At 39.3% G+C, this 22555-nt stretch carries 23 protein-coding genes; 10 read left to right on the top strand and 13 right to left on the bottom strand.

Annotation, left to right across the window (positions count from 1 at the left end; genetic code table 11):
• The first annotated feature begins 34 nt into the window (after nt 1–34).
• Nucleotides 35–1102, top strand: coding sequence for a branched-chain amino acid aminotransferase (locus ACX0HA_RS10560; protein WP_458845249.1), 1068 nt, complete (start codon nt 35–37; stop codon nt 1100–1102).
• A gap of 175 nt (nt 1103–1277) precedes the next feature.
• Here the strand turns inward: ACX0HA_RS10560 and ACX0HA_RS10555 are convergent, their stop codons facing one another.
• Nucleotides 1278–1661 carry a pyrophosphohydrolase domain-containing protein gene (locus tag ACX0HA_RS10555; protein WP_458845248.1) on the bottom strand — a complete coding sequence of 128 codons (384 nt, stop codon included), beginning with the start codon at nt 1659–1661 and terminating at the stop codon, nt 1278–1280.
• 75 nt (nt 1662–1736) lie between these two features.
• On the opposite strand from ACX0HA_RS10555, the gene ACX0HA_RS10550 reads away from it, so the two are divergent.
• The 8 genes from ACX0HA_RS10550 (at nt 1737) to ACX0HA_RS10515 (ending at nt 9483) form a co-directional block, all read left to right on the top strand.
• Nucleotides 1737–1925 carry a hypothetical protein gene (locus ACX0HA_RS10550; RefSeq protein ID WP_458845247.1) on the top strand — a complete coding sequence of 63 codons (189 nt, stop codon included), beginning with the start codon at nt 1737–1739 and terminating at the stop codon, nt 1923–1925.
• 117 nt (nt 1926–2042) lie between these two features.
• Nucleotides 2043–2561, top strand: a complete 519-nt coding sequence (locus ACX0HA_RS10545; RefSeq protein ID WP_458845246.1) for a hypothetical protein — start codon at nt 2043–2045, stop codon at nt 2559–2561.
• A 3-nt stretch (nt 2562–2564) separates the two neighbouring features.
• On the top strand, nt 2565–4361 hold the full coding sequence (locus ACX0HA_RS10540) for a tetratricopeptide repeat-containing sensor histidine kinase (protein WP_458845245.1): 1797 nt from the start codon (nt 2565–2567) through the stop codon (nt 4359–4361).
• Nucleotides 4354–4968 carry a response regulator gene (locus ACX0HA_RS10535; RefSeq protein ID WP_458845244.1) on the top strand — a complete coding sequence of 205 codons (615 nt, stop codon included), beginning with the start codon at nt 4354–4356 and terminating at the stop codon, nt 4966–4968. The genes ACX0HA_RS10540 and ACX0HA_RS10535 overlap by 8 nt, the downstream gene beginning before the upstream one ends.
• Before the next feature lie 443 nt (nt 4969–5411).
• Nucleotides 5412–6005, top strand: coding sequence for a penicillin-binding protein activator LpoB (lpoB, locus tag ACX0HA_RS10530; protein WP_458845243.1), 594 nt, complete (start codon nt 5412–5414; stop codon nt 6003–6005).
• Between the two features lie 18 nt (nt 6006–6023).
• Entirely contained in the window at nt 6024–7556 is a 1533-nt protein-coding gene (locus ACX0HA_RS10525) for a COG3014 family protein (protein WP_458845242.1), read from the top strand.
• A 21-nt stretch (nt 7557–7577) separates the two neighbouring features.
• The gene (locus tag ACX0HA_RS10520; protein WP_458845241.1) at nt 7578–7955 is read left to right on the top strand and encodes a hypothetical protein; all 378 of its coding nucleotides are present in this window, start codon (nt 7578–7580) and stop codon (nt 7953–7955) included.
• Nucleotides 7956–8079: 124 nt separating this feature from the next.
• Nucleotides 8080–9483 (top strand): effector binding domain-containing protein, encoded by a 1404-nt coding sequence (locus tag ACX0HA_RS10515; RefSeq protein ID WP_458845240.1) that lies wholly within the window; start codon nt 8080–8082, stop codon nt 9481–9483.
• Nucleotides 9484–9640: 157 nt separating this feature from the next.
• Here the strand turns inward: ACX0HA_RS10515 and ACX0HA_RS10510 are convergent, their stop codons facing one another.
• The 9 genes from ACX0HA_RS10510 to ACX0HA_RS10470 form a co-directional block, all read right to left on the bottom strand.
• Nucleotides 9641–10366, bottom strand: coding sequence for a tRNA threonylcarbamoyladenosine dehydratase (locus ACX0HA_RS10510; RefSeq protein WP_458845239.1), 726 nt, complete (start codon nt 10364–10366; stop codon nt 9641–9643).
• The gene (locus ACX0HA_RS10505; RefSeq protein ID WP_458845238.1) at nt 10359–11003 is read right to left on the bottom strand and encodes a TatD family hydrolase; all 645 of its coding nucleotides are present in this window, start codon (nt 11001–11003) and stop codon (nt 10359–10361) included. Before ACX0HA_RS10505 ends, ACX0HA_RS10510 begins: the two co-directional genes overlap by 8 nt.
• 189 nt (nt 11004–11192) lie before the next feature.
• A complete protein-coding gene (gene mnmA, locus ACX0HA_RS10500; protein WP_458845237.1) occupies nt 11193–12380 on the bottom strand; it encodes a tRNA 2-thiouridine(34) synthase MnmA in 1188 nt (395 codons plus the stop codon).
• A gap of 43 nt (nt 12381–12423) precedes the next feature.
• Nucleotides 12424–13131, bottom strand: a complete 708-nt coding sequence (locus tag ACX0HA_RS10495; RefSeq protein ID WP_458845236.1) for a toxin-antitoxin system YwqK family antitoxin — start codon at nt 13129–13131, stop codon at nt 12424–12426.
• Between the two features lie 102 nt (nt 13132–13233).
• Nucleotides 13234–15147, bottom strand: coding sequence for a membrane protein insertase YidC (yidC, locus tag ACX0HA_RS10490; RefSeq protein ID WP_458845235.1), 1914 nt, complete (start codon nt 15145–15147; stop codon nt 13234–13236).
• Nucleotides 15148–15214: 67 nt separating this feature from the next.
• Nucleotides 15215–16831: a CTP synthase gene (locus ACX0HA_RS10485; RefSeq protein ID WP_458845234.1), complete on the bottom strand. Its 1617-nt coding sequence runs from the start codon at nt 16829–16831 to the stop codon at nt 15215–15217.
• A gap of 273 nt (nt 16832–17104) precedes the next feature.
• Nucleotides 17105–17335: a DUF3820 family protein gene (locus ACX0HA_RS10480; protein ID WP_458845233.1), complete on the bottom strand. Its 231-nt coding sequence runs from the start codon at nt 17333–17335 to the stop codon at nt 17105–17107.
• A 152-nt stretch (nt 17336–17487) separates the two neighbouring features.
• The gene (locus tag ACX0HA_RS10475; protein ID WP_458845232.1) at nt 17488–18192 is read right to left on the bottom strand and encodes a hypothetical protein; all 705 of its coding nucleotides are present in this window, start codon (nt 18190–18192) and stop codon (nt 17488–17490) included.
• A 111-nt stretch (nt 18193–18303) separates the two neighbouring features.
• Nucleotides 18304–18762 carry a lipocalin family protein gene (locus tag ACX0HA_RS10470; protein WP_458845231.1) on the bottom strand — a complete coding sequence of 153 codons (459 nt, stop codon included), beginning with the start codon at nt 18760–18762 and terminating at the stop codon, nt 18304–18306.
• A 163-nt stretch (nt 18763–18925) separates the two neighbouring features.
• On the opposite strand from ACX0HA_RS10470, the gene ACX0HA_RS10465 reads away from it, so the two are divergent.
• Nucleotides 18926–19468 carry a YfiT family bacillithiol transferase gene (locus tag ACX0HA_RS10465; RefSeq protein ID WP_458845230.1) on the top strand — a complete coding sequence of 181 codons (543 nt, stop codon included), beginning with the start codon at nt 18926–18928 and terminating at the stop codon, nt 19466–19468.
• A gap of 36 nt (nt 19469–19504) precedes the next feature.
• Here the strand turns inward: ACX0HA_RS10465 and ACX0HA_RS10460 are convergent, their stop codons facing one another.
• The 3 genes from ACX0HA_RS10460 to ACX0HA_RS10450 all read right to left on the bottom strand — a co-directional run bounded on the left by ACX0HA_RS10460 (nt 19505) and on the right by ACX0HA_RS10450 (nt 22377).
• Nucleotides 19505–19903 carry an OsmC family protein gene (locus ACX0HA_RS10460; protein WP_458845229.1) on the bottom strand — a complete coding sequence of 133 codons (399 nt, stop codon included), beginning with the start codon at nt 19901–19903 and terminating at the stop codon, nt 19505–19507.
• 2 nt (nt 19904–19905) lie between these two features.
• A complete protein-coding gene (locus ACX0HA_RS10455) occupies nt 19906–21840 on the bottom strand; it encodes an amino acid ABC transporter substrate-binding protein (protein ID WP_458845228.1) in 1935 nt (644 codons plus the stop codon).
• Between the two features lie 132 nt (nt 21841–21972).
• Complete coding sequence (locus ACX0HA_RS10450) at nt 21973–22377, bottom strand: LysM peptidoglycan-binding domain-containing protein (RefSeq protein ID WP_458845227.1); 405 nt, start codon at nt 22375–22377, stop codon at nt 21973–21975.
• Between the last annotated feature and the right edge of the window lie 178 nt (nt 22378–22555).

Genomic DNA, 22555 nt, shown 5'->3' with positions numbered 1-22555 from the left:
TAAACATTTAAACCAACACGAAAACACTTTTTTAATGAGTAATAACGCTTCTGATAGCATTATCATCAACAAGGCAGAGACATCAAAAATTGGTGCTGTAGACTTTGAAAACCTTACTTTTGGTAACACTTTTACAGATCACATGCTGATTTGTGATTTCAGGAATGGTGCATGGGAAACTCCCGTGATCAAACCTTACGAGCCATTTCTGATAGATCCCTCTGCTAAAATTTTTCATTACGGACAAGCTATTTTTGAAGGTATGAAGGCCTACAAAGATGAGCAGGATGACGTGTGGCTTTTCAGGCCTGACCAGAATTTTGACCGTTTCAATAAATCGGCAGTAAGGCTTGCTATGCCTGAAGTTCCCGAAGAAGTATTCATCGGGGGCCTTAAAAAAATACTTGAAATAGAAAAAGAATGGGTTAAGAAAGGAAAAGGCAACTCGCTATATATACGTCCGTTCATGATCGCGATAGGTTCGGGAGTTATTGCAGCCCCGTCTACGCAATACCGTTTCATGATCATACTTTCACCTGCCAAGTCTTACTATTCAGGAGAAGTAAAAGTTATTATTGCTGAGCATTACAGCCGTGCTGCTAATGGCGGTATTGGTGCTGCTAAAGCTGCCGGTAACTATTCTGCCCAGTTCTACCCTACAAAACTGGCTAACGAAGCAGGTTTCCAGCAAATCATCTGGACAGACGATGCAACGCACACTAAACTTGAAGAAGCCGGAACAATGAACGTATTCTTCAGGATAAACGATACACTATATACCGCGCCTACAAGCGAAAGGATTCTTGACGGGGTTACCCGTAAGAGCTTAATAGAGCTGGCTAAACGCGAAAACATTAAAGTTGATGTTCGCCCGGTATTGGTTTCAGAGCTTATTGAAGCTGCCAATAACGGTACACTAAAAGAGATCTTTGGTGCAGGAACAGCTGCTGTAGTTAACCCAATCATAGGATTCAGCTACCAGGATAAATACTATGAGCTTCCAAAACAGGAAAATTCAATAGCTTTAGAGCTTAAAGAAAAACTGAACAACATACAATACAAACTTGCCGAAGATACCTTTGGGTGGACGGTGAAGATTTAAGTTTTCAGTCACAGTCACAGTTTTCAGTGACGAGATAATATTAAAAAAGTCAGTAACGCGGTTAAAACTGCGTACTGACTTTTTTTAGCACCTTACAATAGCAAAGCTTATTTAATTTGTTAATGATATTTAAGCATGAGTGAAGCTACTGTAAACTGTGACTGAAAACTGAATACTATCTAAGAATCTCCTCAAAATTAGGCTTAAAGTAATTCGGCCCTTTCATTACCTTACCGTCTTCACGATAAATGGGTTTGCCATCCTGCCCCAGCTTGCTCATGTTGCTGCGCTGAATCTCGTCAAACACCTCTTCTATTTTATACTGCAAGCCGTGACTGATGATAGTACCACACAATATATAAAGCATATCGCCAAGCGCATCGGCAATTTCAACAAGGTCGTTATTTTGTACTGCTTCAAGATATTCTTCATTTTCTTCTTTCATCAGGTTATATCGCAGCATGTTTACGGTTTCGCCAAGCGATGCTTTAGGCATTTCATTTACACCTACACCAAATGATATATGAAATTCTTTTACTGAGTCTAATTGTTTTTTCATTTTTCTAAAATTTGTGACTTAAAAATAGCTAAAAATAACAGCGGGCTGTTGTACCTTTGCCAAAAAGATTTCAACATGTTTACAACAGGACAATTGGTTTTTGCAGGGTTATTTTTAGTGGCTTTCATTATTACCATGATAGTTATGTACCGTAAAGACCTGGTGACGCACAAAAAATATTACAAAGGCACTTATAAGATCCTTTTAGGCTTTTTAACTTTCATAGCACTATTGTTTGTCATCAAAACATTCCTGAAAGAATAGTCTTAAAATTTTCTTAATTTTATAACCTTAAAAATCCCCATTAATGGGGATTTTTTTTTACATTCAGTTCATCATATTTGCAAATAATAAAACCAATAAAATAAAACACACACCACAATGAACATCGAAAAACAAACAAAGGACAAAACGTACACATTAAATTCTGTAACCAGTTATTTTGACGAAGATGGGATTATCCTGAGGCTCTTACTGCCAGCGGAAATAATAGACAACCCGTATGAATTTATTACATATGATATTTCTCAGACAATAAACGGCACTCCTGTAAATGCTTTGCTACTCTTTATGAAAAAGCTAAATGATAATGGAGATGACCTTTCGGACAGTGATGATGACCTAAATGAAGTTGAAAAAACTTTCAGTTATTCTGATTTTCAACCATTAAACGATACGCCGGGTTTCTGCGGATTTGATTACAAACTTGACGATGCCGTAATCATTATCCGTCACGAATATGAAAACGACGCATTGTATGTAACTAATTGTTCGAAAAAACTCTTTGGAATGCTTGACACACTAAAAACTAATTTGATCGCCGATGGAAACTTCCAGATGGGGCTTAACCTTATGGGAGATACAAGAAAAACAGGGATGAGTTCTGTCCCTAAAAAATAAACTATGATTAGACCTTATCCAAAATTATTATTGCTGCTGCTTATAAATATCTTATTTATAAGCAGGGCATATTGTCAATCCGATTCTAAAAAGCTTATAGATATAAGACATAGGATGGAATCATCTAAGCTCAAGAATATTAATCAAGAGCTAAAAAACATTGACGAAAAATCTCTTTCAAAACCGGATAAGGCACTATACTACTATTTAATCGCTAATTGTTCACATTCAGACCTAAAGATAAACGAGGCTTTTAAGTATTATTTACTATCAAAAAAAGCATACTTATCTATTGATAGTGTTAATATGGCAATGGATATCAATCTCGAAATATCCAATCTAATAACTGCTCAGGAAAATTACAGTCCGATATATAAAAAATATTTAGATGAATATATTGACTATGCTCATAAAACAGGTGACACTATAAGACTTGCCAGGAGCTATAAAGCACTAGGTGAAATAGCTTTTGACAATAACAAACCTAAAGAAAGTCTGCCCTATTATAAAAAAGCATTAGCGCTTTTTTTAAAAGCTAATGATCGGAAAAAAGCGTCATACGTATACTTTAATATTGCTGCAATATATAATGAACAACTACATAAGCCTGATTCAGCTTTATTCTATCTAAATAAACAACTACCGGAAATCAAAATTTATGGAGAGGTCGATGATTTATGGTATAATTACGTAAATCAGGCAGCTTCATATTATTACCTTGGAAATTATAGAAAAGCAATAGAATACCTTAATCTTGCTGATAATATTCCTCTAAATTCATATAAAACGAAGAAAAATCAGCATATTAATGAGTTTCTTTACAAAAATTATGATGCTTTAGGTGACTACACTAATGCCTATAAATATCTTCAGCTCAGCACAAAATATTCCGATAGCATTAATATCGTTGAGCAAAATATTGCGCTAAATGATCTTGACACCAAATACAAAACTAAAGAAAAGGAACTTGAAAATACTTTACTAAAAAGTGAAGTTAAAACCAACAGGATAGTATTATATTCTATCATAATACTTCTTATTGCCATAGTTGCAATTGCTGCCCTGATAATTAAAAACTCCCGCAGGAGAGAAAAAATATCAAAACAGGAAAAACTTATCGAGCAGCAAAAGTTTGAAAAAACACTTAAAGATTACGAGCTGAACAGTATTGATATGATACTGGAAGGCCAGGAAAAAGAGCGTCAGCGAATGGCTAACGACCTTCATGACAACCTTGGCAGCATGCTTGCTACCCTTAAACTGAACTTTGAAAACCTTAAGCTCAGAAAAATGGAGCTTAGGGAAGAAGAAAATAAACTATACGACCGCACCGATGAGCTTATAGAAGAAGCCTACCAAAAGGTACGCCGCCTTGCCCACGCCAAAAATGCAGGGGTATTTGCCAGCGAAGGCCTTATACCGGCAATACAGAAACTGGCAGAGAAAATATCAATACCAGGTAAGCTTCAGCTACAGGTTATAGCTTTCGGCTTTAAGGAAAGGCTTGAGAATTCACTGGAAATTGCTATCTTTAGGACAGTCCAGGAGCTCTCTACCAACATAATTAAACACTCACAGGCTACTGAAGCGACTATTCACCTGACCGATCATGGCGATAACATTAATATCATGATCGAAGATAACGGTGTAGGTTTTGACCGTAAGAACATTGATACCGCCGATGGTATGGGATTACAAAATATTAAAAAGAAAATAGTGCAGCTTGGCGGCAATCTGGAAATAGATTCTACTCCTGGCAAAGGCACAACAATAATAATAGACATACCTGTAAATGATTAACGTAGTAATTGCAGAAGACCATCAGTCGCTTATAGACGGCATCAAGATTTTTCTTGAATATGAAGAAGATATCAATGTTGTAGGCGAAGCCAATGACGGGGAAAGGCTCCTGGAAACAGTAAGGCTTAAAAACCCCGATGTGGTGCTTACTGACATCCGTATGCCAAAAATGGATGGCATTACTGCCACCAGGCAGCTGAAAAAAGAATTTCCGCTGTGCAAGGTAATTGCGTTCAGCATGTTTGAACAGGACGAAGCCATCATCCAGATGCAGGAAGCTGGGGCATCAGGATATATTATGAAAAACTCTTCGCTCAAAATTGTTCTTGCTGCCATAAGGGCAGTTATGAATGGCGAAGAATACTTTGATGCTTCGCTTAAAAATACCGGCGTAAAAAAATCTGACCAGGATGTACCCCTTAGCAAACGTGAAATGGAAATTGTTAAGCTCATTGGCGAAGGGAAGACTTCGCAGGATATTGCCGATATTCTTTTCATAGGAAAGACCACCGTTGATACCCATAGAAAAAACATACTTAAAAAATTGAGCCTCCAGGGTAAAAGCGAGCTTTTGCGCTATTCGATGGAAAAAAAATATGATTTTTAGTAAACGAATTATTACTATAAATTTTACAAAAATACCCTCTTATGGGTATTTTTTTGCTTAACAGTAATCTGCAACTTTGCGATGTTCATGCGTATAATGCATAAAAAAACAAGCTATGAATAAACCAACATCATTATCAGCAATTTTAGGCAGGGTATTTTTTTTAAACCGAATCTTTCGTCGTAAAAAAAGTGCTTTTGCAAAACAAAGACGCCTTTTAAGGGGCGATTATAATATATTTTAATATTATTTATTATCTAACATAACAATATACGCCTGAGAAACAATTAATTATACGCCATAAAGAATACTTAAAACACTCTTTCACAGAGTGTTTTGTGTTTAACACAAAAAATGTTAAAAACCTTGGCACATTCTTTGTTTATAGAAGAATTAACAAACACTTTATTCTTAAATTTGAATCATTAATCAATAATTACGACATGAGAACATTTACTTACAAATTTATCCTGGCAGCGGCATTAGGACTTACTTTATCAAATTGTGGCGGAACACAAACAGTAACGCGTGTAGACGAAAATAGTGTAACCGATATAAGCGGACGCTGGAATGACACAGATTCAAGACTGACTGCCGAAGCTATTGCTGCAGACATGATGGGACATTCTTGGTACAGTACTTATGCATCTGAAAACGGTGGCAAAAAACCGGTTATCATTGTAGGCCTAATCACCAACAAATCGCATGAGCATATTGAAGCGGAAACTTTTTCTAAAGACATCGAAAAAGCTATCATCAATTCAGGAAGGATGAAACTTGTTCAGGCAGGTGCCAAACGTGAAGAGATAAGAGGTGAAAGAGCTGACCAGCAAAACTTCGCTTCACAGTCTACCATGAAAAAATTCGGACTTGAAAACGGGGCTGATTTTATGCTTCAGGGAACTATAAACTCTATTGTTGACTCAAACAAAAAAGAAAAAACGATTTACTACCAGATCGATCTTGAGCTAACAAATATCCAGACAAATGAAAAAGTATGGATTGGTGACAAAAAGATAAAAAAATACATCAAGTAATTCCTGAGTAAAGTTTTTATGATACTTAAGAATATTGCTTCTTTTTTTTCAAAAACAGCTGTACTGCTATTGTTGGCCGGCTTGTATTCCTGTGGCACATATAATACCAAGACCACTATAGAAGCTGACCTTTACAATGGGCAGTTCAAAAAAGCCGTTGAGAATATTGACAGCAACAAATTCCTGAACAAGGAAAGGAACAGGCTTTTGTATCTTATGGAAAAAGGTAAGATGGAACACCTCCTCGGTAATTATAAAGAAAGTAATGCCCTTCTTGAAAAGGCTTACATTATGATCGAGGATAAAATAACCATCAATGCAGGACAGGTTGTAGCATCTAAGCTGACCAATCCAATGGCAGAACCTTACAGGGGTGAAGATTTTGAAAAAGTGACCATCCATTATTATATGGCGCTTAACTATTTTCATCTTGGTCTTCCCAACGAAGCCCTTGTTGAAGCAAAGCGAATAAATATAAAACTGCTTGAGCTAAACGATAAATACCCGAACAATAAGAACAAATACAGTAGCGATGCTTTTTCTCAAATATTGCAGGGTCTTATTTATGAAAGCACAGGAGATACTAACAATGCCTTTATTGCTTACAGGAATGCCGCAGAAATTTATGATGCCGATGGCGGCAATTTCTTTGGTATAGCGATGCCTGAACAGCTTAAATATGACCTAGCACGTACGGCAAAGCAAATGGGCTTCATGGATGAATACAATAAGTATTTAAAGCAATACAAACTTGAACCTATAGAGCTGGTAAAAACCGGCAAGAATGGTTTGGCAGTACAGCCAAATCCTCCTGTAGCTGCGGGTGAGGCAATCATATTTTGGGAGAATGGCCTTGCTCCTGCTAAAGACCAGATTATACTTAATTTCTCAGCAGGTGAATACTGGTTCTACGCATCATACATGGAAGATGGTGTTGTACAGGATATAATACTGCCAATTCCCATGGGATTTGATTTAGGCACCGTAAATGCTATTGCCATACCGAAATACAGGAAAAGGGAGAGTTTTTATAGTAAAGCAACCGTACTTGTAAATGGCGCTGAAATGCCTTTGCAAACCGGACAGGATTTTTATCCTATTGCAAAACAGTGCCTCAAAGACAGGATGCTTCGTGAAGTCGTAAGTATTGTTACTCGTTTTGCTGCTAAAAAAGCTGCAAGTGCCGGTATGGCGGCTTTAGGCAAAGAGATGTTTGGTAAAGATGGTGAAGACATTTTTAGGTTAGGTGGTGATATTGCCGGGGCAGCTACCGAAAAAGCCGATACCAGGAACTGGCAATCGCTTCCGGCTACGATAGGGTATGCACGTGTGCCTTTACAGGAAGGTGAAAATAAATTTACAATTAAAAAATACGGCCAGGGAGGTATTGTTGACACTGATACGATAACAATACCGTTTAAAGAGGGCCTGCAGATTGTAAACTACTTTGACCTGGGGAGAACGCAGGTTTTTCCTGATGCGGTTCCTTCTGAAACAACACCTGTATCTGCCACTCCATTACCAACGACCACCGGTGCATTAAAACCATAATTGAATTTAAAACCTGAAATTATGAAAAAGCTTCTACTGTTTCTATTGCTGTCTACCTGCTTTACGCTGTGCGCGCAGGACAATAGCAGCTGGGATGAATGGCAAAGGACAAGCTGCTACTCTAAAATATCCTACAGGATGAAAGACGAACAAAAAATTGGCGATCAATACCACTGGAAAATACAGTTCAGAAGCGATTATAACGAAGTGGTCTCATTCAATTATCATGTTACCGATAAGCTTGAAGAATATGCTGTCACCACACATCGCAAAACGATGAACCCGGGAAAGATGAGTGAAGAAATAGATGTCTACACTACAGGAAGCAACATATACCTTCTGGTAGACAAACTGAGCCTTTCACCCTATCCGGAAAATTTTGCAGATTGTGACAATTAATACAAAAGCCTCCATTTTAGGGGGCTTTTTTCGTATTTCGTCGGGTTTTTATGATCTTTAAAAGATAATTGGTTTGTTAAAATAATTTATTATAATTTTACGACAAACTAAAAGTTTTCCCCCTATGAAAATTGTTAAATATATATTTCTCCTGTTACTGCTTTCGGTAGTCGCAGTTTCGGTTTTTATAGCCACTCAGGAGGGGAAATATGATATCAAAAAAGAAAGCGTGATACGAGTACCTAAAATGGTGCTTTACAACTATATAAACGAATACAAGAACTGGGAAAACCTTGGTATCCTGACAGGAAGCGACACTACGGCGATATATACCTATTCTGAAAATTCGTCTGGAAGCGGGGCCATGATGTCGTGGAAAAAAGACAGAAGTGAAGGGCAGATTAAAACCATTAAACTTGCAGAAAACGATTCTATTATACAAAAAGCAGTGATCGACGGCCTGAACTCCGATATTGCCTGGAACTTTAAAGACACCCTAAAAAGCACAAAAGTGACCGTAAGGATGAAAGGCGACCTTAGCTTTATGGAAAAAGCGAATGCCTTCATACGCGGTGGTGGCAATGTAAACAAAGTGATGGAATCGTCACTTGATAACGGCCTCAAGAACCTTAATGCCTTCCTGATCGACGAGCTTTCTAAAAGCAATGTTGAAGTAAAAGGACTTATTACCAAAACAGGTGCAAATTATATAGGCCACGCCGTTACATCTAAGATTGAGGACATCAATAAAAAATCGGCAGAGATCTTCCCTAAGCTTTTGAACTTCATGAAGAAGAACAAGATGGTGAAGCAGGGTGCTCCATTCATCTTTTACAGAAACTATGACAAAACACAGGGCACAGCCTCTTATGTAGTTTGTATCCCTATCAAAGACGAGATGTTCACTTCTCCGGGAAGCGAATATGAAGGTGGAAAATATGCAGGCTTCAATGCGCTTAAAACAACCCTTAAAGGTGATTACTCACATCTTCCTAAAGCGTGGGATGCCGCCCATGCCTACATTACCGAAAAAGCATTGCAGGAAAACACTACAGGAACCTATATAGAGCTTTACAGCAAAGGTGTACAGAAATCGAAACGCCCGTCTGAATGGATAACCGATCTTTATATTCCAATCGGACCACCAACAATATTGCCGATAACCGATTCTATACAGGCTCCGGCAGCATTGACTCCGGTAAAACCGGCAGTTGTGACTCCAACTACAGCCGGTGCACGTCCGGCCGCAGCGACAAACAAACCTGCGGGGACTACAACTGCTACTGGTACTGCTAAACCTACAGTGACAGGAACCAAACCTGCTGCTACAACAACTACAGGAACAAAACCGGCAACAACTGCACCAAAGCCGGGCGGAACAGCAACTAAACCAGCAACTAAACCAGCGGGTACAACGGCAACAGGTACAAGTACGCATGTAAAACCTGCTGCTAAACCTGCAACGACTACAGGCACAACAGCTCCTAAGCCGGCAGAAACTAAACCTACTACAAATAACGCTAACTAAACAGGAAAATGACTGCAGAGATTTTAGAAGTATTATTTGAACTGATACCTACATTCGCTGATAATAATATTGAAACCTCTGATCCTAAAAATAAAAAAAAGGATAGTACAGATAATAAATAGTACAAAAAAGTCCCCTTCTTTCGAAGGGGACTTTTTTATTTTTGGCCGTGGCCTATAATGTGCTTCACGACTGTTTCTGCTGAATGCAGTCCAAAAACTGCGGGTATCCAGCTGTTTGTCCCGAAGAATGATTTCTTGAAGTTTGAGCCATCCGTCATTTTAAGGCTCGTCTGGTCGGGATATTCAATCGAGAAGACCACTTTTACCCCTTTAGTAATACCTTCTTTTTTAAGGCGTTTACGCACTGTTTTGGCCAATGGGCAGTATTCTGTCTTGCTAATATCGGCAACTCTTACCTTACCGGCCTCATATTTGCCCCCTGCGCCCATATTACTTATGATCTTAACCTTTTGACGTCTCGCCGATATTAAGAGATTCAGCTTAGGTGTTATGCTGTCTATGCAGTCTAGCACATAGTCATACTCAGGTGTAACCAGTTCGTAAGCGCGTTCCGGCGAAAGGAATTCCTGTACACGTATCAGTTGCAGTTCAGGATTGATATCCATAAGCCTGTCGCCAACGATGGTTACCTTTGGCTGCCCAACGGTAGAATGCAGGGCCGGCAATTGTCGGTTGATGTTCGTGATATCTACCACGTCGCCATCAACTATTGTCATTTTACCCACTCCTGCCCTTGCAAGGAATTCAGCCGCAAACGAGCCAACACCTCCAAGGCCTACCACCATTACGTGTGCATTTTTTAATCTCTCCAGTCCTTCTTTTTTAAAAAGGAGCTCAGCCCTTTCTCTCCAATCAGCCATTCTTAAAAACGGTTTTAAAATTAGTGCTTACTATATCTTTTACTTCTTCAATATCAATATTTCTTGCCGCTGCGGCTTTGGCATACACTTCGGCAATGCTTTGTTCCATACTGTCGGTTTCCAAAAAGAACTTGTCAGCAGGCACTTCGGCAAACACAGTCGATAACTCCTCATTGCGTAGCAGGTATTTGCCAAACGACAAATAAAACCCATTATCCAGCAATTGTTTTGCTACCTGTATGTTCTTAGAGAACCCGTGAACGATCATTGGTACACCCGGTTTAATGCGGTTATGAACTTCAATCAGTTCCTGAAATGCTGCAACAAGGTGCAAAATTACGGGTTTTTGATGTTTTTTTGCTAATCGTAAATGTTTTTCAAACACTTCAATCTGTAAATCGAGTGGTTTTTCTATTCTTTTGTCCAGTCCGCATTCGCCAATAGCAAGACAGCCGGGCATTGAAAGCCGGTTTTCTATGATAGCCAGATGCTCTTCCAACTTATCCTCATCTATATACCACGGATGGATTCCCGTAGAAAAAAACGGCACATCAATATCTTCGTAGGGATAACGGTTTACGATATCAAATATATTTATATCTTCTGATGATTTGTGTGTATGGAGGTTGTAGAGCATTATACAAAAATAACATTTTAGATTCTTTTAACCACAAAGCTCACAAAGAAGAAAGCACGAAGAACGCAAAGCTTTGTGAACCTTGTGGAATAACTTAGTGTTCTTTGTGGTTAAAAACAAAACGCCCTACACTTTTCAGTATAGGGCATTATATATTTAGATTCTTCCTTCGTCAGAATGACAGAAACATTACGAAATCACTCCACTGCCAATAAGTTCATCGCCAATATGCCATGCGGCAAATTGTCCTTCGGTGATTGCCGATTGCGGCTCTTCAAACGAAATGTACATGCCGTTATCAAACTTATGCAGGGTTGCTTTCTGCAATGGCTGGCGGTAGCGTATGCGTACCATTACATCCATAGTCTCGCCATCTTTCAGTTTCAGGTCTTCACGCACCCAGTGTATTTCGCTTTCCTGTATGAACAATGCCTTACGGAAAAGCCCCGGATGGTTCTGCCCCTGGCCTGTGTATATAGCATTGCTTTCCACATCGGTTGCTATAATGAAAAGTGCTTCTTTGGTACCGCCTACATTAAGGCCTTTTCGCTGCCCGATAGTAAAGTAATGCGCACCCTGATGCTTGCCTACCACTTTACCCATTTCAGGTTTGTAGTCTATGTTTTTGGCTTCGTAAGCCAACTGTTCTTTTACCGAGCTGAATTGCGGTGCTGCTTCACTGTAGGTTGCAACATCGGCAGCCACTTCATAGATAACACCTTCTTTTGGCTGCAGCTGCTGCTGAAGAAACTCCGGCAGTCGCACTTTACCGATAAAGCAAAGTCCTTGCGAATCTTTTTTCTCAGCAGTAACCAGTTCCATTTTGGCAGCAATCTCACGCACCTGAGGTTTGGTAAGCTCCCCTATCGGGAATAATGACTTAGCCAGTTGCTCCTGCGAAAGCTGGCAAAGGAAATACGACTGGTCTTTGTTACCGTCTACCCCTGCAAGAAGCTGATACGTTTCGGTACCATCCTTCTCTATTGTCCCTTTACGGCAATAGTGGCCTGTAGCGACATAATCGGCACCAAGGCTAAGGGCAATCTTCATAAACACGTCAAACTTGATCTCACGGTTACAAAGCACGTCAGGATTTGGTGTCCTGCCCTTTTCATATTCATTGAACATATAATCTACTATACGCTCTTTATATTGTTCGCTAAGGTCTACCGTCTGGAACGGTATTCCAAGCTTTTCGGCTACCAGTAATGCATCGTTGCTGTCTTCCAGCCACGGGCATTCGTTAGATATCGTTACGCTGTCATCGTGCCAGTTCTTCATGAACAACCCAATGACTTCATAGCCCTGCTCCTGAAGCAGGTAGGCTGCAACGCTCGAATCTACACCTCCGGAAAGCCCTACTACTACACGTTTCATTTTAATTCCTTTCTTAAAAATTTCTGCAAAAGTACGACAAAAATTAGTTTTTGCGTTCTTTGCGTGCCAACTGCGTTTTTTTATTGGTAAGGTCTTCTTCTCTTACTTTTTTACCTTTTTCAAAAAACTGCCATTTGCCGGTCTTCTTATTATCAGTAAATTGACCTTTGCTAACAATGTCTCCATGCCCATCCCTAAAAGTAGCAGGCCCATCAAGCTTATCATTCTTATATGTCGATTCTTCCAACACAATACCCTTTTCGGTATATTGCTTATAAGCTCCGTTTTTAACCCCGTCTATATAGACAGCTTCTTCCGCTAAGGCTCCATTTGCAAAAAGAACTTTACGTGTTCCCTGTATCTTACCGTTTACATAAGGCTCTGTTGAAAGCACCTTACCCGTTTTGGGATCATAAAATTTCCACTCACCTTCCCTGAGCTTGTTTACCTCTTTGCCCTCACTCACTTTCTTTCCTTTTTCATCAAAAAATGTAGTGATGCATGAGCCATCTGCTGCAAAAGCTCTTGTTGCCGCAAGTGTAGAAGTCTTATCATCTTCAAAGAACTTAAAAGTTCCTGTTTCTTTTCCGTGGTCAAATGTACCCTCATAGCGTGGATTCTTCGATTTTTCATAAGTACCTTTCCAAACACCATGGCGTTTGCCGGCAGCATCCATCTGGTTGATACCCTGCGCAAAAGTAACTGCGCTTACCAAAAATAAAACCAATAAAGCTGAAAACCTGTTTATCATATAACGGTATGTTTTTTTATTAATCGAAAATATGGCTTTTTTAGTATATCCAAAAGTGAGCCAAAGAAAAAAAAGCATCTGCCGGGGCAGATGCTTTCAGTATTATTTTTTGCCTTTCTGAAGCTTTTGCTGCTCCTGTGCCTGCTCCATCATTTCCTGCATTTTGCGTTGGAAACGACCCTGGGTCTTTGGCTTGGTTTTATTTTCCTGAATTTTAGCGTGTATCTTATCTTCTTTCACGATGTAATTTTTAATTACAAGCATGATACCTATTGTAATAAGGTTAGAGATAAAATAGTACAAACTCAATCCTGATGCATAGTTATTAAAGAACACAAGCATCATTACCGGAGAGATGTAGATCATCACTTTCATAATCTTGCTCATATCCGGCATACCTTCCTGCGGTGGCGCTGCCATAGTCTGGTCACCTGTTGTCATCTTCATGTAGAAGAAGATCGCTACCGATGCCAATATTGGGAACAAACTCACGTGGTCGCCATAGAACGGAATGTAGAATGGCAGGTGGTATACTGAATCGTATGATGAAAGGTCGGTTGCCCAAAGGAAACTTTGCTGTCTTAGATCAAAGAACGATGGGAAGAACTGGAATAGAGCATAGAATACCGGAATCTGCATCAGCGCCGGAAGACATCCCGCCATTGGGTTTACACCCGCACTGTTGTACAGCTTCATTGTTTCCTGCTGTTTCTTCATCGGGTCTTTTTTGTACTTCTCGTTAAGCTCGGTAATTTCAGGACGAAGTACTTTCATCTTAGCCTGAGACAGGTATGACTTATACGTTACCGGAGACATTACTATCCTTACCAGTATCGTGAAGATAATGATTGCAACACCATAAGAAAGGAAGCTGCTAAGGAATGTAAATAAAGGAATAAATATATAACGGTTGATCCATCCGAAGATACCCCAGCCTAATGGCAGGATCTCATCAAGATTTTTGTCCTTATATTGATCTTGGGTAAGAATATTATAGTTTGCCGGGCCATAGTACATATTCATGTTATAGCTTAGCTCTCCACCTTTAAATTCAAGAGGCATTTTTGCCGTGAACTTTTTAGTGAATATCGTATCCAGCTTCTCATCTTTTACAAGATTCTCAGAAGTCATTTCAGCCGTTTTAAAAGGCGTGTCAGTTAAAAGGATAGAGGTAAAGAAATGCTGTTTGAAAGCGATATAGGTAACAGCTTCAGCTTTCTCGCTGTCAAGTTTAGACCCTTCGCTCAGGTTATCATCTTTACCGTCTTCATATTCATAGACCACTTTCGTATATCTGTTTTCATACGAAACGCTTTTTTCGTTTCTGTATGTTTTCATCATCCACTCAAGATCCATTGGCTTAGACGTGTCAACCACCTGTGCCAGTCCCTGAGAACGGATAGAGAAATCCATCATGTAATTATTTGGCTTAAGCACATAACGGTACTCTAAAAACTGGTTTTCACCGGCCTTAAGGCGCATTGTCAATACATCATTATCTCCTTCTTTAGTCTGTACAGGCTCAAAGTAAAGATCTTTTGTATTCAGAATGCGGTTATCTTTAGTCTTAAACTGAAGGTTAAAACTTGCGTTATTGTTTTTGATAAGGTCAACAGGTTTGTTGCTGTTTTTTTCAAACTGCTCAAAATCGTTGATTTTTGCCTCCTGAATGTAACCACCTTTGTTAGCTATCTTTAATGTAAGGAACTGGCTTTTAAGCTCAGTAACATTATTTTTAGCCGATGGCAATGAAGCACTATAAGCAAATACACCTAATGAACCGTTAAGCTGTGCCATCTTAACAGAATCGGTTACTGTAGAATCCTTAATAATGGAAGCCGTTTTAGCTTCTTCAGCAAGTTTTTTAGCCTGAGCTTTTTCTACCTGCTCTTTTTTAGCTTTTTCCTGAAACTCTTTTTCTTTTTCATTAGAGTTGTTATAGATCATCCATAACATCAGTAACGCTACCAGACCGAAACCAATAATTGTTTTTAAGTCTAACTTTTTTTCTTCCATTATAAAAATTATTTCACTTTAATGCCCGCTTTCATCAGGCTTTTATGTTGAATGCCAAAGGCAGTTCTTAGTTGCTTTTTTTCTTTACGGCTGCTTTAACGAAGCTTACAAAAAGTGGGTGCGGATTAGCTACCGTACTCTTATACTCCGGATGGTATTGTACCCCAATAAAGAATGGGTGATTATCAAGTTCAATGATTTCAACAAGGCCTGTATCAGGATTCACACCCGATGTTTTAAGCCCTGCTCCCTGAAGGTCGCTCATATATGCACTGTTAAACTCATAACGGTGACGGTGACGCTCCTGTATCTCGGCAGCCCCATCATATATTTTACTTGCAAGCGTTCCTGCTTCAAGAGAACATTTCCATGCACCAAGACGCATAGTTCCGCCTTTGTCGGTAATGGTTTTCTGCTCTTCCATGATATTGATAACCGGATGCGGCGTGTTCTCGTTCATTTCTGTCGAGTTAGCATCTTTCCAGCCTAATACGTTTCTTGAATATTCAATAACGGCCATTTGCATACCAAGACAAATACCAAAGAATGGTATATTATTTTCCCTTGCATAACGCACCGTCTCTACCTTACCTTCTATACCTCTTCCACCAAAACCAGGTGCAACAAGAATACCGTCAAGTCCGCTTAGTTTTTCATTTGCATTGTCCCTGTCAATATATTCAGAGTGAATGCTTATTACGTTAACTTTAGTTTCGTTAGCAGAACCTGCGTGAACAAATGCCTCAATAATCGATTTGTATGAATCCTGAAGTTCAACATATTTACCTACAAGACCTATGTTTACAGTATGTTTAGGATTTTTAAGCCTGAAAAGGAACTGGTTCCAGTTTTTAAGATCCGGAGTGTTTTTTTCAGGTAAGTCAAGTTTTTTAAGCGTTACCCTGTCAAGGCCTTCCTCCAGCATAAGGTTTGGCACTTCGTATATGGTAGAAGCATCAATAGACTGTATAACCGCTTCACGCTTCACGTTACAGAACAATGCCAGTTTCTGGCGCAGGTCTGACGAAAGTTCGTGCTCTGTACGGCATACAAGGATATCAGCTTTGATACCGCTTTCCATCAATGTCTTAACAGAGTGTTGCGTTGGTTTAGTCTTAAGCTCACCCGCAGCAGCAAGATAAGGCACAAGTGTAAGGTGGATAACAATACCGTTATTTTCACCCAGTTCCCATACCAATTGCCTTACCGACTCGATGTAAGGAAGCGACTCAATGTCACCTACCGTACCACCTATTTCGGTAATAACAATATCATACTCACCTGTATTTCCCAGGTGCTGCATGCGTTCTTTAATTTCGTTAGTGATGTGCGGCACTACCTGTACGGTCTTACCAAGAAATTCGCCTCTTCTCTCTTTCTCGATAACCGAAAGGTAGACCCTTCCTGTAGTAACGTTATTCGACTGAGAAGTAGGAACGTTAAGGAATCTTTCATAGTGGCCAAGGTCAAGATCTGTTTCCGCGCCATCATCTGTAACATAACATTCTCCGTGCTCATACGGGTTAAGTGTACCCGGGTCTACATTAATGTAGGGATCAAATTTCTGGATTGTTGTCCTGTAACCTCTTGCCTGCAGTAGTTTTGCCAGTGATGCTGCTATAATTCCTTTTCCTAAAGAAGAAGACACACCGCCTGTAACAAAAATATACTTTGTCTGATTCATTTGTAAAATATGTTGTTGTGTTGCTGTAGTAAAAAACGTGGCAAAAGTACAAAAATTAATTGATGTTTAATGTATCAATTATTTAATGTAGCAATGTAATGACGCTTATAACATCAACGGGTTTATTATCCTACCCAAAAATGATGCTATGAATACAAAACCTGCCAAACTGTCTTATTCAATATAACAATGCACCAAATGATTTAATGTAACAATTACCACTACTACCTATCAATTGGTACAGTAGGAAATTATCACATTGATACATAAAGATTACTTCTTCGGATGCAGGCGCTGGATATTCCTGACGATATTTTCGAGGCCGTTAAGCTTGAGCTCATATACCAATTGCAGCATCTGCCCTAACTGCCCTGCAGGAAAGCCTTTGTTATGATACCATACCACATAATATTCAGGCAGCTCTATAAGATAGCGGCCTTCATATTTACCAAAGGGCATTTTTGTATGTGCGAGCTTTATCAGGAATTCTTTCTGCTGGTCCAAATGTGAAGGTTTTAAAATAAAAAATGCCCCCGCTGGTGGCAGAGGCAAAAGTAGTGTAATTTAATGTGAAAAATTACTGATTTACAGTTATAGCAATCAATGCATAGCATTTCTCTTTCATTGCTACATTGAAAAATTAGCATATTGCTATATTAATTTGTCAACTCCATTTTAAAGCAGCTATCAGCAGAAACGGTCACAGTTCCATTCCAGGTAAGCCCGTCACAACTTGCACTATAATTGTAGCTACCTGCAGGTATTTGAAAAGTAGCTGCCGAAGTAGCTCCGCATGATGGCGATCCTGAGCTGTAATACCCATCAATTGTATCTGATATACCTGCAATATTTACAGTAATAAAGCCGCAATCTAAGTCACTTCTAACCCAAAACATTACCTGTCCGTCTCCTGAACCGCCACCCCCATTGTTAGACAGCTCGCCACAGTCTCCTTCCCATGAGCCTTTTTTATAATCGGTCACAAGACAAACATCACAGTCAGGATATGAAAACTCAAGAGTTCCGTCTACAATTTCGAGATACGTATCCCATAAGCCGTACTCTGAATCCCATGTAATGTAGTTCCCGTCAATATACCCTTTGTATAGTCCCGCGGCAGTAGAGCCCCTTTTTTCGCACATGTAGACACGATTAGAGGATTCGCCCTCTATCCCACCAATAGCAAGATCCGTCCTGTCGCCACTTGGACCCGGAAGACGTGTCCATACTCCGCCAAAGGTTCCACCGTTATTGTTGTTAGTACTCTCCTCACTGTCATCTTCACATGACACCACAAGGACAGAAGCAAAAAGCAAGCAGAAGAAACTGCCTAATCGTAAGAATTGAGTAATTTTTTTCATAATAATAAGGTTTACGTGTTTTTGTTAAGTCAAAATTAATTTACCGAGAGTCAAAGAAAAACCTATCCTTAGGAGGGTTTCCCCTATTGGATAATGATTTTTATCCTATACTTATTTCTTTACATAAGTATCCCTGTATTGTGTATCATCAATATCGCCGGAACTATGGGTAAGCACCATTTTAGTGTTGGTAAGCTCTTCAATGTTACTTTCAAATTCGCCTTCAAACTCATCATATGAATAAACAACCTTTGTATTGTTAGCCTTTAGCTCCCACGAGCCCTTGATTACGTTTGCACTGCCGCAGGTTACTGTACCAGGATATAATGTCCAGTCACCTCCTGCTTCATATTCTTCGGTATCATCGAGATCACAGTCTTCTGTAACATCTTCCCAGGCTTCATTTCCCTGCCTGGCCTCTTCTTTTGTTTTCTTCCATACACCTACAATTTCCGAATTGCCGGTGTCATCTTTTTCATCACTATCGTCACTACAGGAAACAACCGCTACTGCAATAAGCAGAAAGCATATCATACCGGTAAATCTTAAAATTTGGGTAACTTTTTTCATGGTAATAATTGGTTTATAATTTGTTACACCAAAACTACTACCAGCATCTAAAAAGAAATCCCCATGAAGAAGGGGATTTTACCTATATACTCGTAAGTGTTTTACCCACATCCTTATACAATCCCGAAAAATCGTACATTAGTAGACTCTAAACAGATATCCTATGTCTAATAATGATATTGAAGAACTGCGTTTTCCAATTGGGAAATTTAAAGCACCCGAAAACTACACGGATTTTATTCTATCCGATTACATTAAAACACTTTCAAATTTTCCTGAAGCAATAAAAAAAGAAACGGCCTACCTTTCCGATGAACAGTTAGACACTCCTTACAGAGCCGGGGGATGGACAATAAGACAAGTGGTTCATCATTGTGCTGATAGCCACCTAAACAGCTATATTCGTTTTAAGCTTGCATTAACCGAAGATAATCCAACCATAAAAGCATATCAGGAAGATAAATGGGCTGAATTAGAAGACGGCAGGACATTACCTGTACTACACAGCCTGAATATACTCGAAGGACTGCATTTCCGATGGGTTACATTATTAAAGTCACTATCCAAAGAAGACCTTAAAGTAACTTTTATACATCCTGAAGGCAACCAAAAAATTGAGATTGTAGAAAACATCAGCTTTTATGCATGGCACTGCAATCATCACCTTGCCCACATTACCGAATTAAAAAAACGCAAAGGATGGTAATCAAAAAGTCCCACTAAAATTAGCGGGACTTTTTGATTACCAGTTGAATGTCACATCCTGAATTACATCAGGATGCAGGCTAAGGCCTACGGCACATGTTTTTGCCACACGCTCCAGTATTATTCTTGACTTTTCGTCAGCATCCGACTTCATGTTGAAAATCACTTCTATCTTTGCTATTTTCCTTGGATCTGCCTGCATGGTTTTGGTAACCTCAGCTGTTGATCCCTCAAGGTTAACCTTTAATTCATTGGCCTTAATACCCATAAATGAAAGCATACAGGTAGCCAGCGAATTGGCAACCATATCGGTTGGCGAAAAAGCCTCACCTTTACCATGGTTATCGGTTGGCGCATCTGTTATTATTTCGCTGCCCGATTGCAGATGAACAGAAGAGGTTCTTAACTCCCCAAGGTAAGTTACTTTAGATGTCATAATTATTGAGCTATTTTAGTACTTAAGTCCTGATCGTAATACAATATATATACGCCTGTGTTGTAATTTCCTCCTTTAACTGATGCGTAAGCAAATTTATTCTCTACCTGCTCTGATGCCTTCTCTGCTGTTACCTCTTTAAAGTTTTCCGGCTGAAAAAGACGAAGAATTGTATCGAACGTAAGGTCAAAGCCACGTGTAGCATATTGGTTTGGCATTACATTATTTTTTTCCCTGAACACTTTAGCAAACAATAAACTGCCCGGTGTATCACTATCGTTAGTAACAGAAGGATAAAGCATTTTAAGATTAGTAAGCCTTGTAAGCGGCAATTCGTCGGTATCGAAGGTATCATAACGCTCCAGTACCACAAGCTGTATCTGGTAATCTGCAAGAGCGTCTGTAAGCGCTTTGGTAGTACCCAATATCATCCCTATCCTTTCGGTTTCAAGAATAACATAGTTTATCCTGTCCTTAACCAACATTGCTTTTAAAGCATCAACCATAATGGTCCCATCGGTATTCAGCGATGCAAATTTTACAGCGGGAAGGTTGGAGGTTATAAATTGCCTTGAGCTGTTCTTTTTGGCATCTACCACAGCAATAAGATTACCATTTTTCGTTTTCAGGTAATCCAGCATTGCACCCCTTACTGTTTCCGATGTCGGTACTGACTGATACAGGTTAGCATGCGGCTTAGCCTCTTCCTTAGATAAAGGCGAAATTACAGGAACACCTTTAGTAGCCAGTAACGAGGCAAGTGTCTCAACATTATTAGGGAAAAACGGACCTATAATAGCATCCATTCCTGCAAGGCCCGGAGCCTGTGCAGAAACGTCAGATGATGTTTTACTTTCTTTAGAATCCAGTATCTTAACCTTTAGTGGAAGGCCAAGGACTTTAGCAGAGTCAATTGCCATCATGGCACCCGCATAAAAATCAAGCGTCATGTTCAGGAATTTATCCGAACGTAACAGTTTGGCACGAATGGTATCCGATTCTATCCTTGATATATGGAAAGGCAATAAAAGAGCCAGTTCTTTAGTCTCTGATTTTTTAAGGGTTGATATCAGTCCCGAAACAGACTTAGTAGATGCATCTGCAACAAAAGTTGTATTCACCCCTTTTGGAAGCTTTAAAACCATACCATCTTTAAGACCATCTTTAACTTCAGGATTAAGCGCAATTATCTGGTCTTCGGTAAGACCTGTTCTTTTTGTAAGGCTGTAAAGCGTTTCTTTTGGCTGAACTTCATAGCTTGAATATTCCTGCTGTGCAGGAGCAACTGCAGGCTTAGCATCTTCTTTCTTAACTATTGCATTCTTATCCAGCTTAAGCTTATAGCCTAACGGAAGGGTGTCTTTTACTTCAGGGTTAAGCTCATCCAGTAACTGAATGGTCATGCCATATTCTTTGGCAATAGAATACTTTGTTTCGCCCTTCTCTACTACGTGATACATATACGACGGATAGTTAGGCTTTGCTTCGGCTTTCTTTTCAGCTTTTACCTGGGCAGCAACACCACTGCCTTTAATAGGTATGATCACTTTCTGACCTATCTGAAGTCCATTATCAAGAGTGGCGCCGTTAGCTTTTTTGATATCATCGACCGATACATCATATTTTTTAGCAAGGCTAAAGAGTGTTTCTTTAGGCTGAACTTCGTGTATCGTATTCGCAACTTTAGTAGGCTTCTCTTTTACCGGAGCAACCTGAGGTGCTTTTATACTGTTTGGTATAAGCAGGGTTGTATTTTCCTTCAGGCCGTTCTTTGCATCCGGATTGAGGCGATAAATATCGTATGGGGTAATTTTGTATATTTTTGCTATGCTTGCTACAGTCTCTCCCTTCTCAACCTTATGCTTTTTATAATCCTGTGCATAAGAAGGCGTTGACAGCAAGGCCAATGAAAAAATAAAAATTACAAGGTACTTCATGGTGTGATTTTTTTGGAACAATTTAACACTTGCAAATTTAGGTTTTACTCCCACTATTCGATAGTTTTATCTTATAAATTTCAGTTAAAAATACAAAACCCATACCAAAAGGCTATTACATAAAAAAGAGGACTATTCGTCCTCTTCTTCCTCTTCTTCTTTTTTCTTTATAGGTGGTACGGCAGGCACCTGTATAGGATTACCACCATTCTTCTTTATCAGGTCAGCCTTAAATTTATCAAGGTCTTTTTTATGCGACTCGTGTAGCGGAATCTTTAATATCTGCCCGGGCACCAAACCTAAACCATCCGTTTGCACCTCATTGTATTTATATATCTCGTCCGGATCGACCATATATTTTTTAGATATCATGATCATCCTCTCACCCATCATGGTCTTATGATCTATAAAATAGGTATCCAGGTCAATTAGCTCGGGAGGATTTTCTTCAGTATTTGTCTGGCTATCCCTGTCATCCTGTGCCGAAACACTTTGGAAAACAAAAAACAAGGCCAGTAACAGCAGCATTTTTTTCATAACAGTAATCTTGGTCATTTGGATGCCTAAAAGTAATGATTTTAGCGGAAAGACAAAATTTCGATTTCAAAATCACCAGAATTTGTTCTTTGCCAGCAATTACACTAATTTGATTCGTGTTAATTCGTGTAATTGGTGGCAAAAATTCGTTAGCCATAAAAAAAGCCATGCAAAAAAT

Source organism: Flavobacterium hauense, assembly GCF_054457175.1.
This window is presented reverse-complemented; position numbering and strand designations above follow the sequence as displayed.

Bases quoted from the DNA above. Each gene is read 5' to 3' on its own strand.
- ACX0HA_RS10560 (WP_458845249.1), top strand. From the start codon at position 35: ATGAGTAATAACGCTTCTGATAGCATTATCATCAACAAGGCAGAGACA.
- ACX0HA_RS10555 (WP_458845248.1), bottom strand. From the start codon at position 1,661: ATGAAAAAACAATTAGACTCAGTAAAAGAATTTCATATATCATTTGGT.
- ACX0HA_RS10550 (WP_458845247.1), top strand. From the start codon at position 1,737: ATGTTTACAACAGGACAATTGGTTTTTGCAGGGTTATTTTTAGTGGCT.
- ACX0HA_RS10545 (WP_458845246.1), top strand. From the start codon at position 2,043: ATGAACATCGAAAAACAAACAAAGGACAAAACGTACACATTAAATTCT.
- ACX0HA_RS10540 (WP_458845245.1), top strand. From the start codon at position 2,565: ATGATTAGACCTTATCCAAAATTATTATTGCTGCTGCTTATAAATATC.
- ACX0HA_RS10535 (WP_458845244.1), top strand. From the start codon at position 4,354: ATGATTAACGTAGTAATTGCAGAAGACCATCAGTCGCTTATAGACGGC.
- lpoB (WP_458845243.1), top strand. From the start codon at position 5,412: ATGAGAACATTTACTTACAAATTTATCCTGGCAGCGGCATTAGGACTT.
- ACX0HA_RS10525 (WP_458845242.1), top strand. From the start codon at position 6,024: ATGATACTTAAGAATATTGCTTCTTTTTTTTCAAAAACAGCTGTACTG.
- ACX0HA_RS10520 (WP_458845241.1), top strand. From the start codon at position 7,578: ATGAAAAAGCTTCTACTGTTTCTATTGCTGTCTACCTGCTTTACGCTG.
- ACX0HA_RS10515 (WP_458845240.1), top strand. From the start codon at position 8,080: ATGAAAATTGTTAAATATATATTTCTCCTGTTACTGCTTTCGGTAGTC.
- ACX0HA_RS10510 (WP_458845239.1), bottom strand. From the start codon at position 10,366: ATGGCTGATTGGAGAGAAAGGGCTGAGCTCCTTTTTAAAAAAGAAGGA.
- ACX0HA_RS10505 (WP_458845238.1), bottom strand. From the start codon at position 11,003: ATGCTCTACAACCTCCATACACACAAATCATCAGAAGATATAAATATA.
- mnmA (WP_458845237.1), bottom strand. From the start codon at position 12,380: ATGAAACGTGTAGTAGTAGGGCTTTCCGGAGGTGTAGATTCGAGCGTT.
- ACX0HA_RS10495 (WP_458845236.1), bottom strand. From the start codon at position 13,131: ATGATAAACAGGTTTTCAGCTTTATTGGTTTTATTTTTGGTAAGCGCA.
- yidC (WP_458845235.1), bottom strand. From the start codon at position 15,147: ATGGAAGAAAAAAAGTTAGACTTAAAAACAATTATTGGTTTCGGTCTG.
- ACX0HA_RS10485 (WP_458845234.1), bottom strand. From the start codon at position 16,831: ATGAATCAGACAAAGTATATTTTTGTTACAGGCGGTGTGTCTTCTTCT.
- ACX0HA_RS10475 (WP_458845232.1), bottom strand. From the start codon at position 18,192: ATGAAAAAAATTACTCAATTCTTACGATTAGGCAGTTTCTTCTGCTTG.
- ACX0HA_RS10470 (WP_458845231.1), bottom strand. From the start codon at position 18,762: ATGAAAAAAGTTACCCAAATTTTAAGATTTACCGGTATGATATGCTTT.
- ACX0HA_RS10465 (WP_458845230.1), top strand. From the start codon at position 18,926: ATGTCTAATAATGATATTGAAGAACTGCGTTTTCCAATTGGGAAATTT.
- ACX0HA_RS10460 (WP_458845229.1), bottom strand. From the start codon at position 19,903: ATGACATCTAAAGTAACTTACCTTGGGGAGTTAAGAACCTCTTCTGTT.
- ACX0HA_RS10455 (WP_458845228.1), bottom strand. From the start codon at position 21,840: ATGAAGTACCTTGTAATTTTTATTTTTTCATTGGCCTTGCTGTCAACG.
- ACX0HA_RS10450 (WP_458845227.1), bottom strand. From the start codon at position 22,377: ATGAAAAAAATGCTGCTGTTACTGGCCTTGTTTTTTGTTTTCCAAAGT.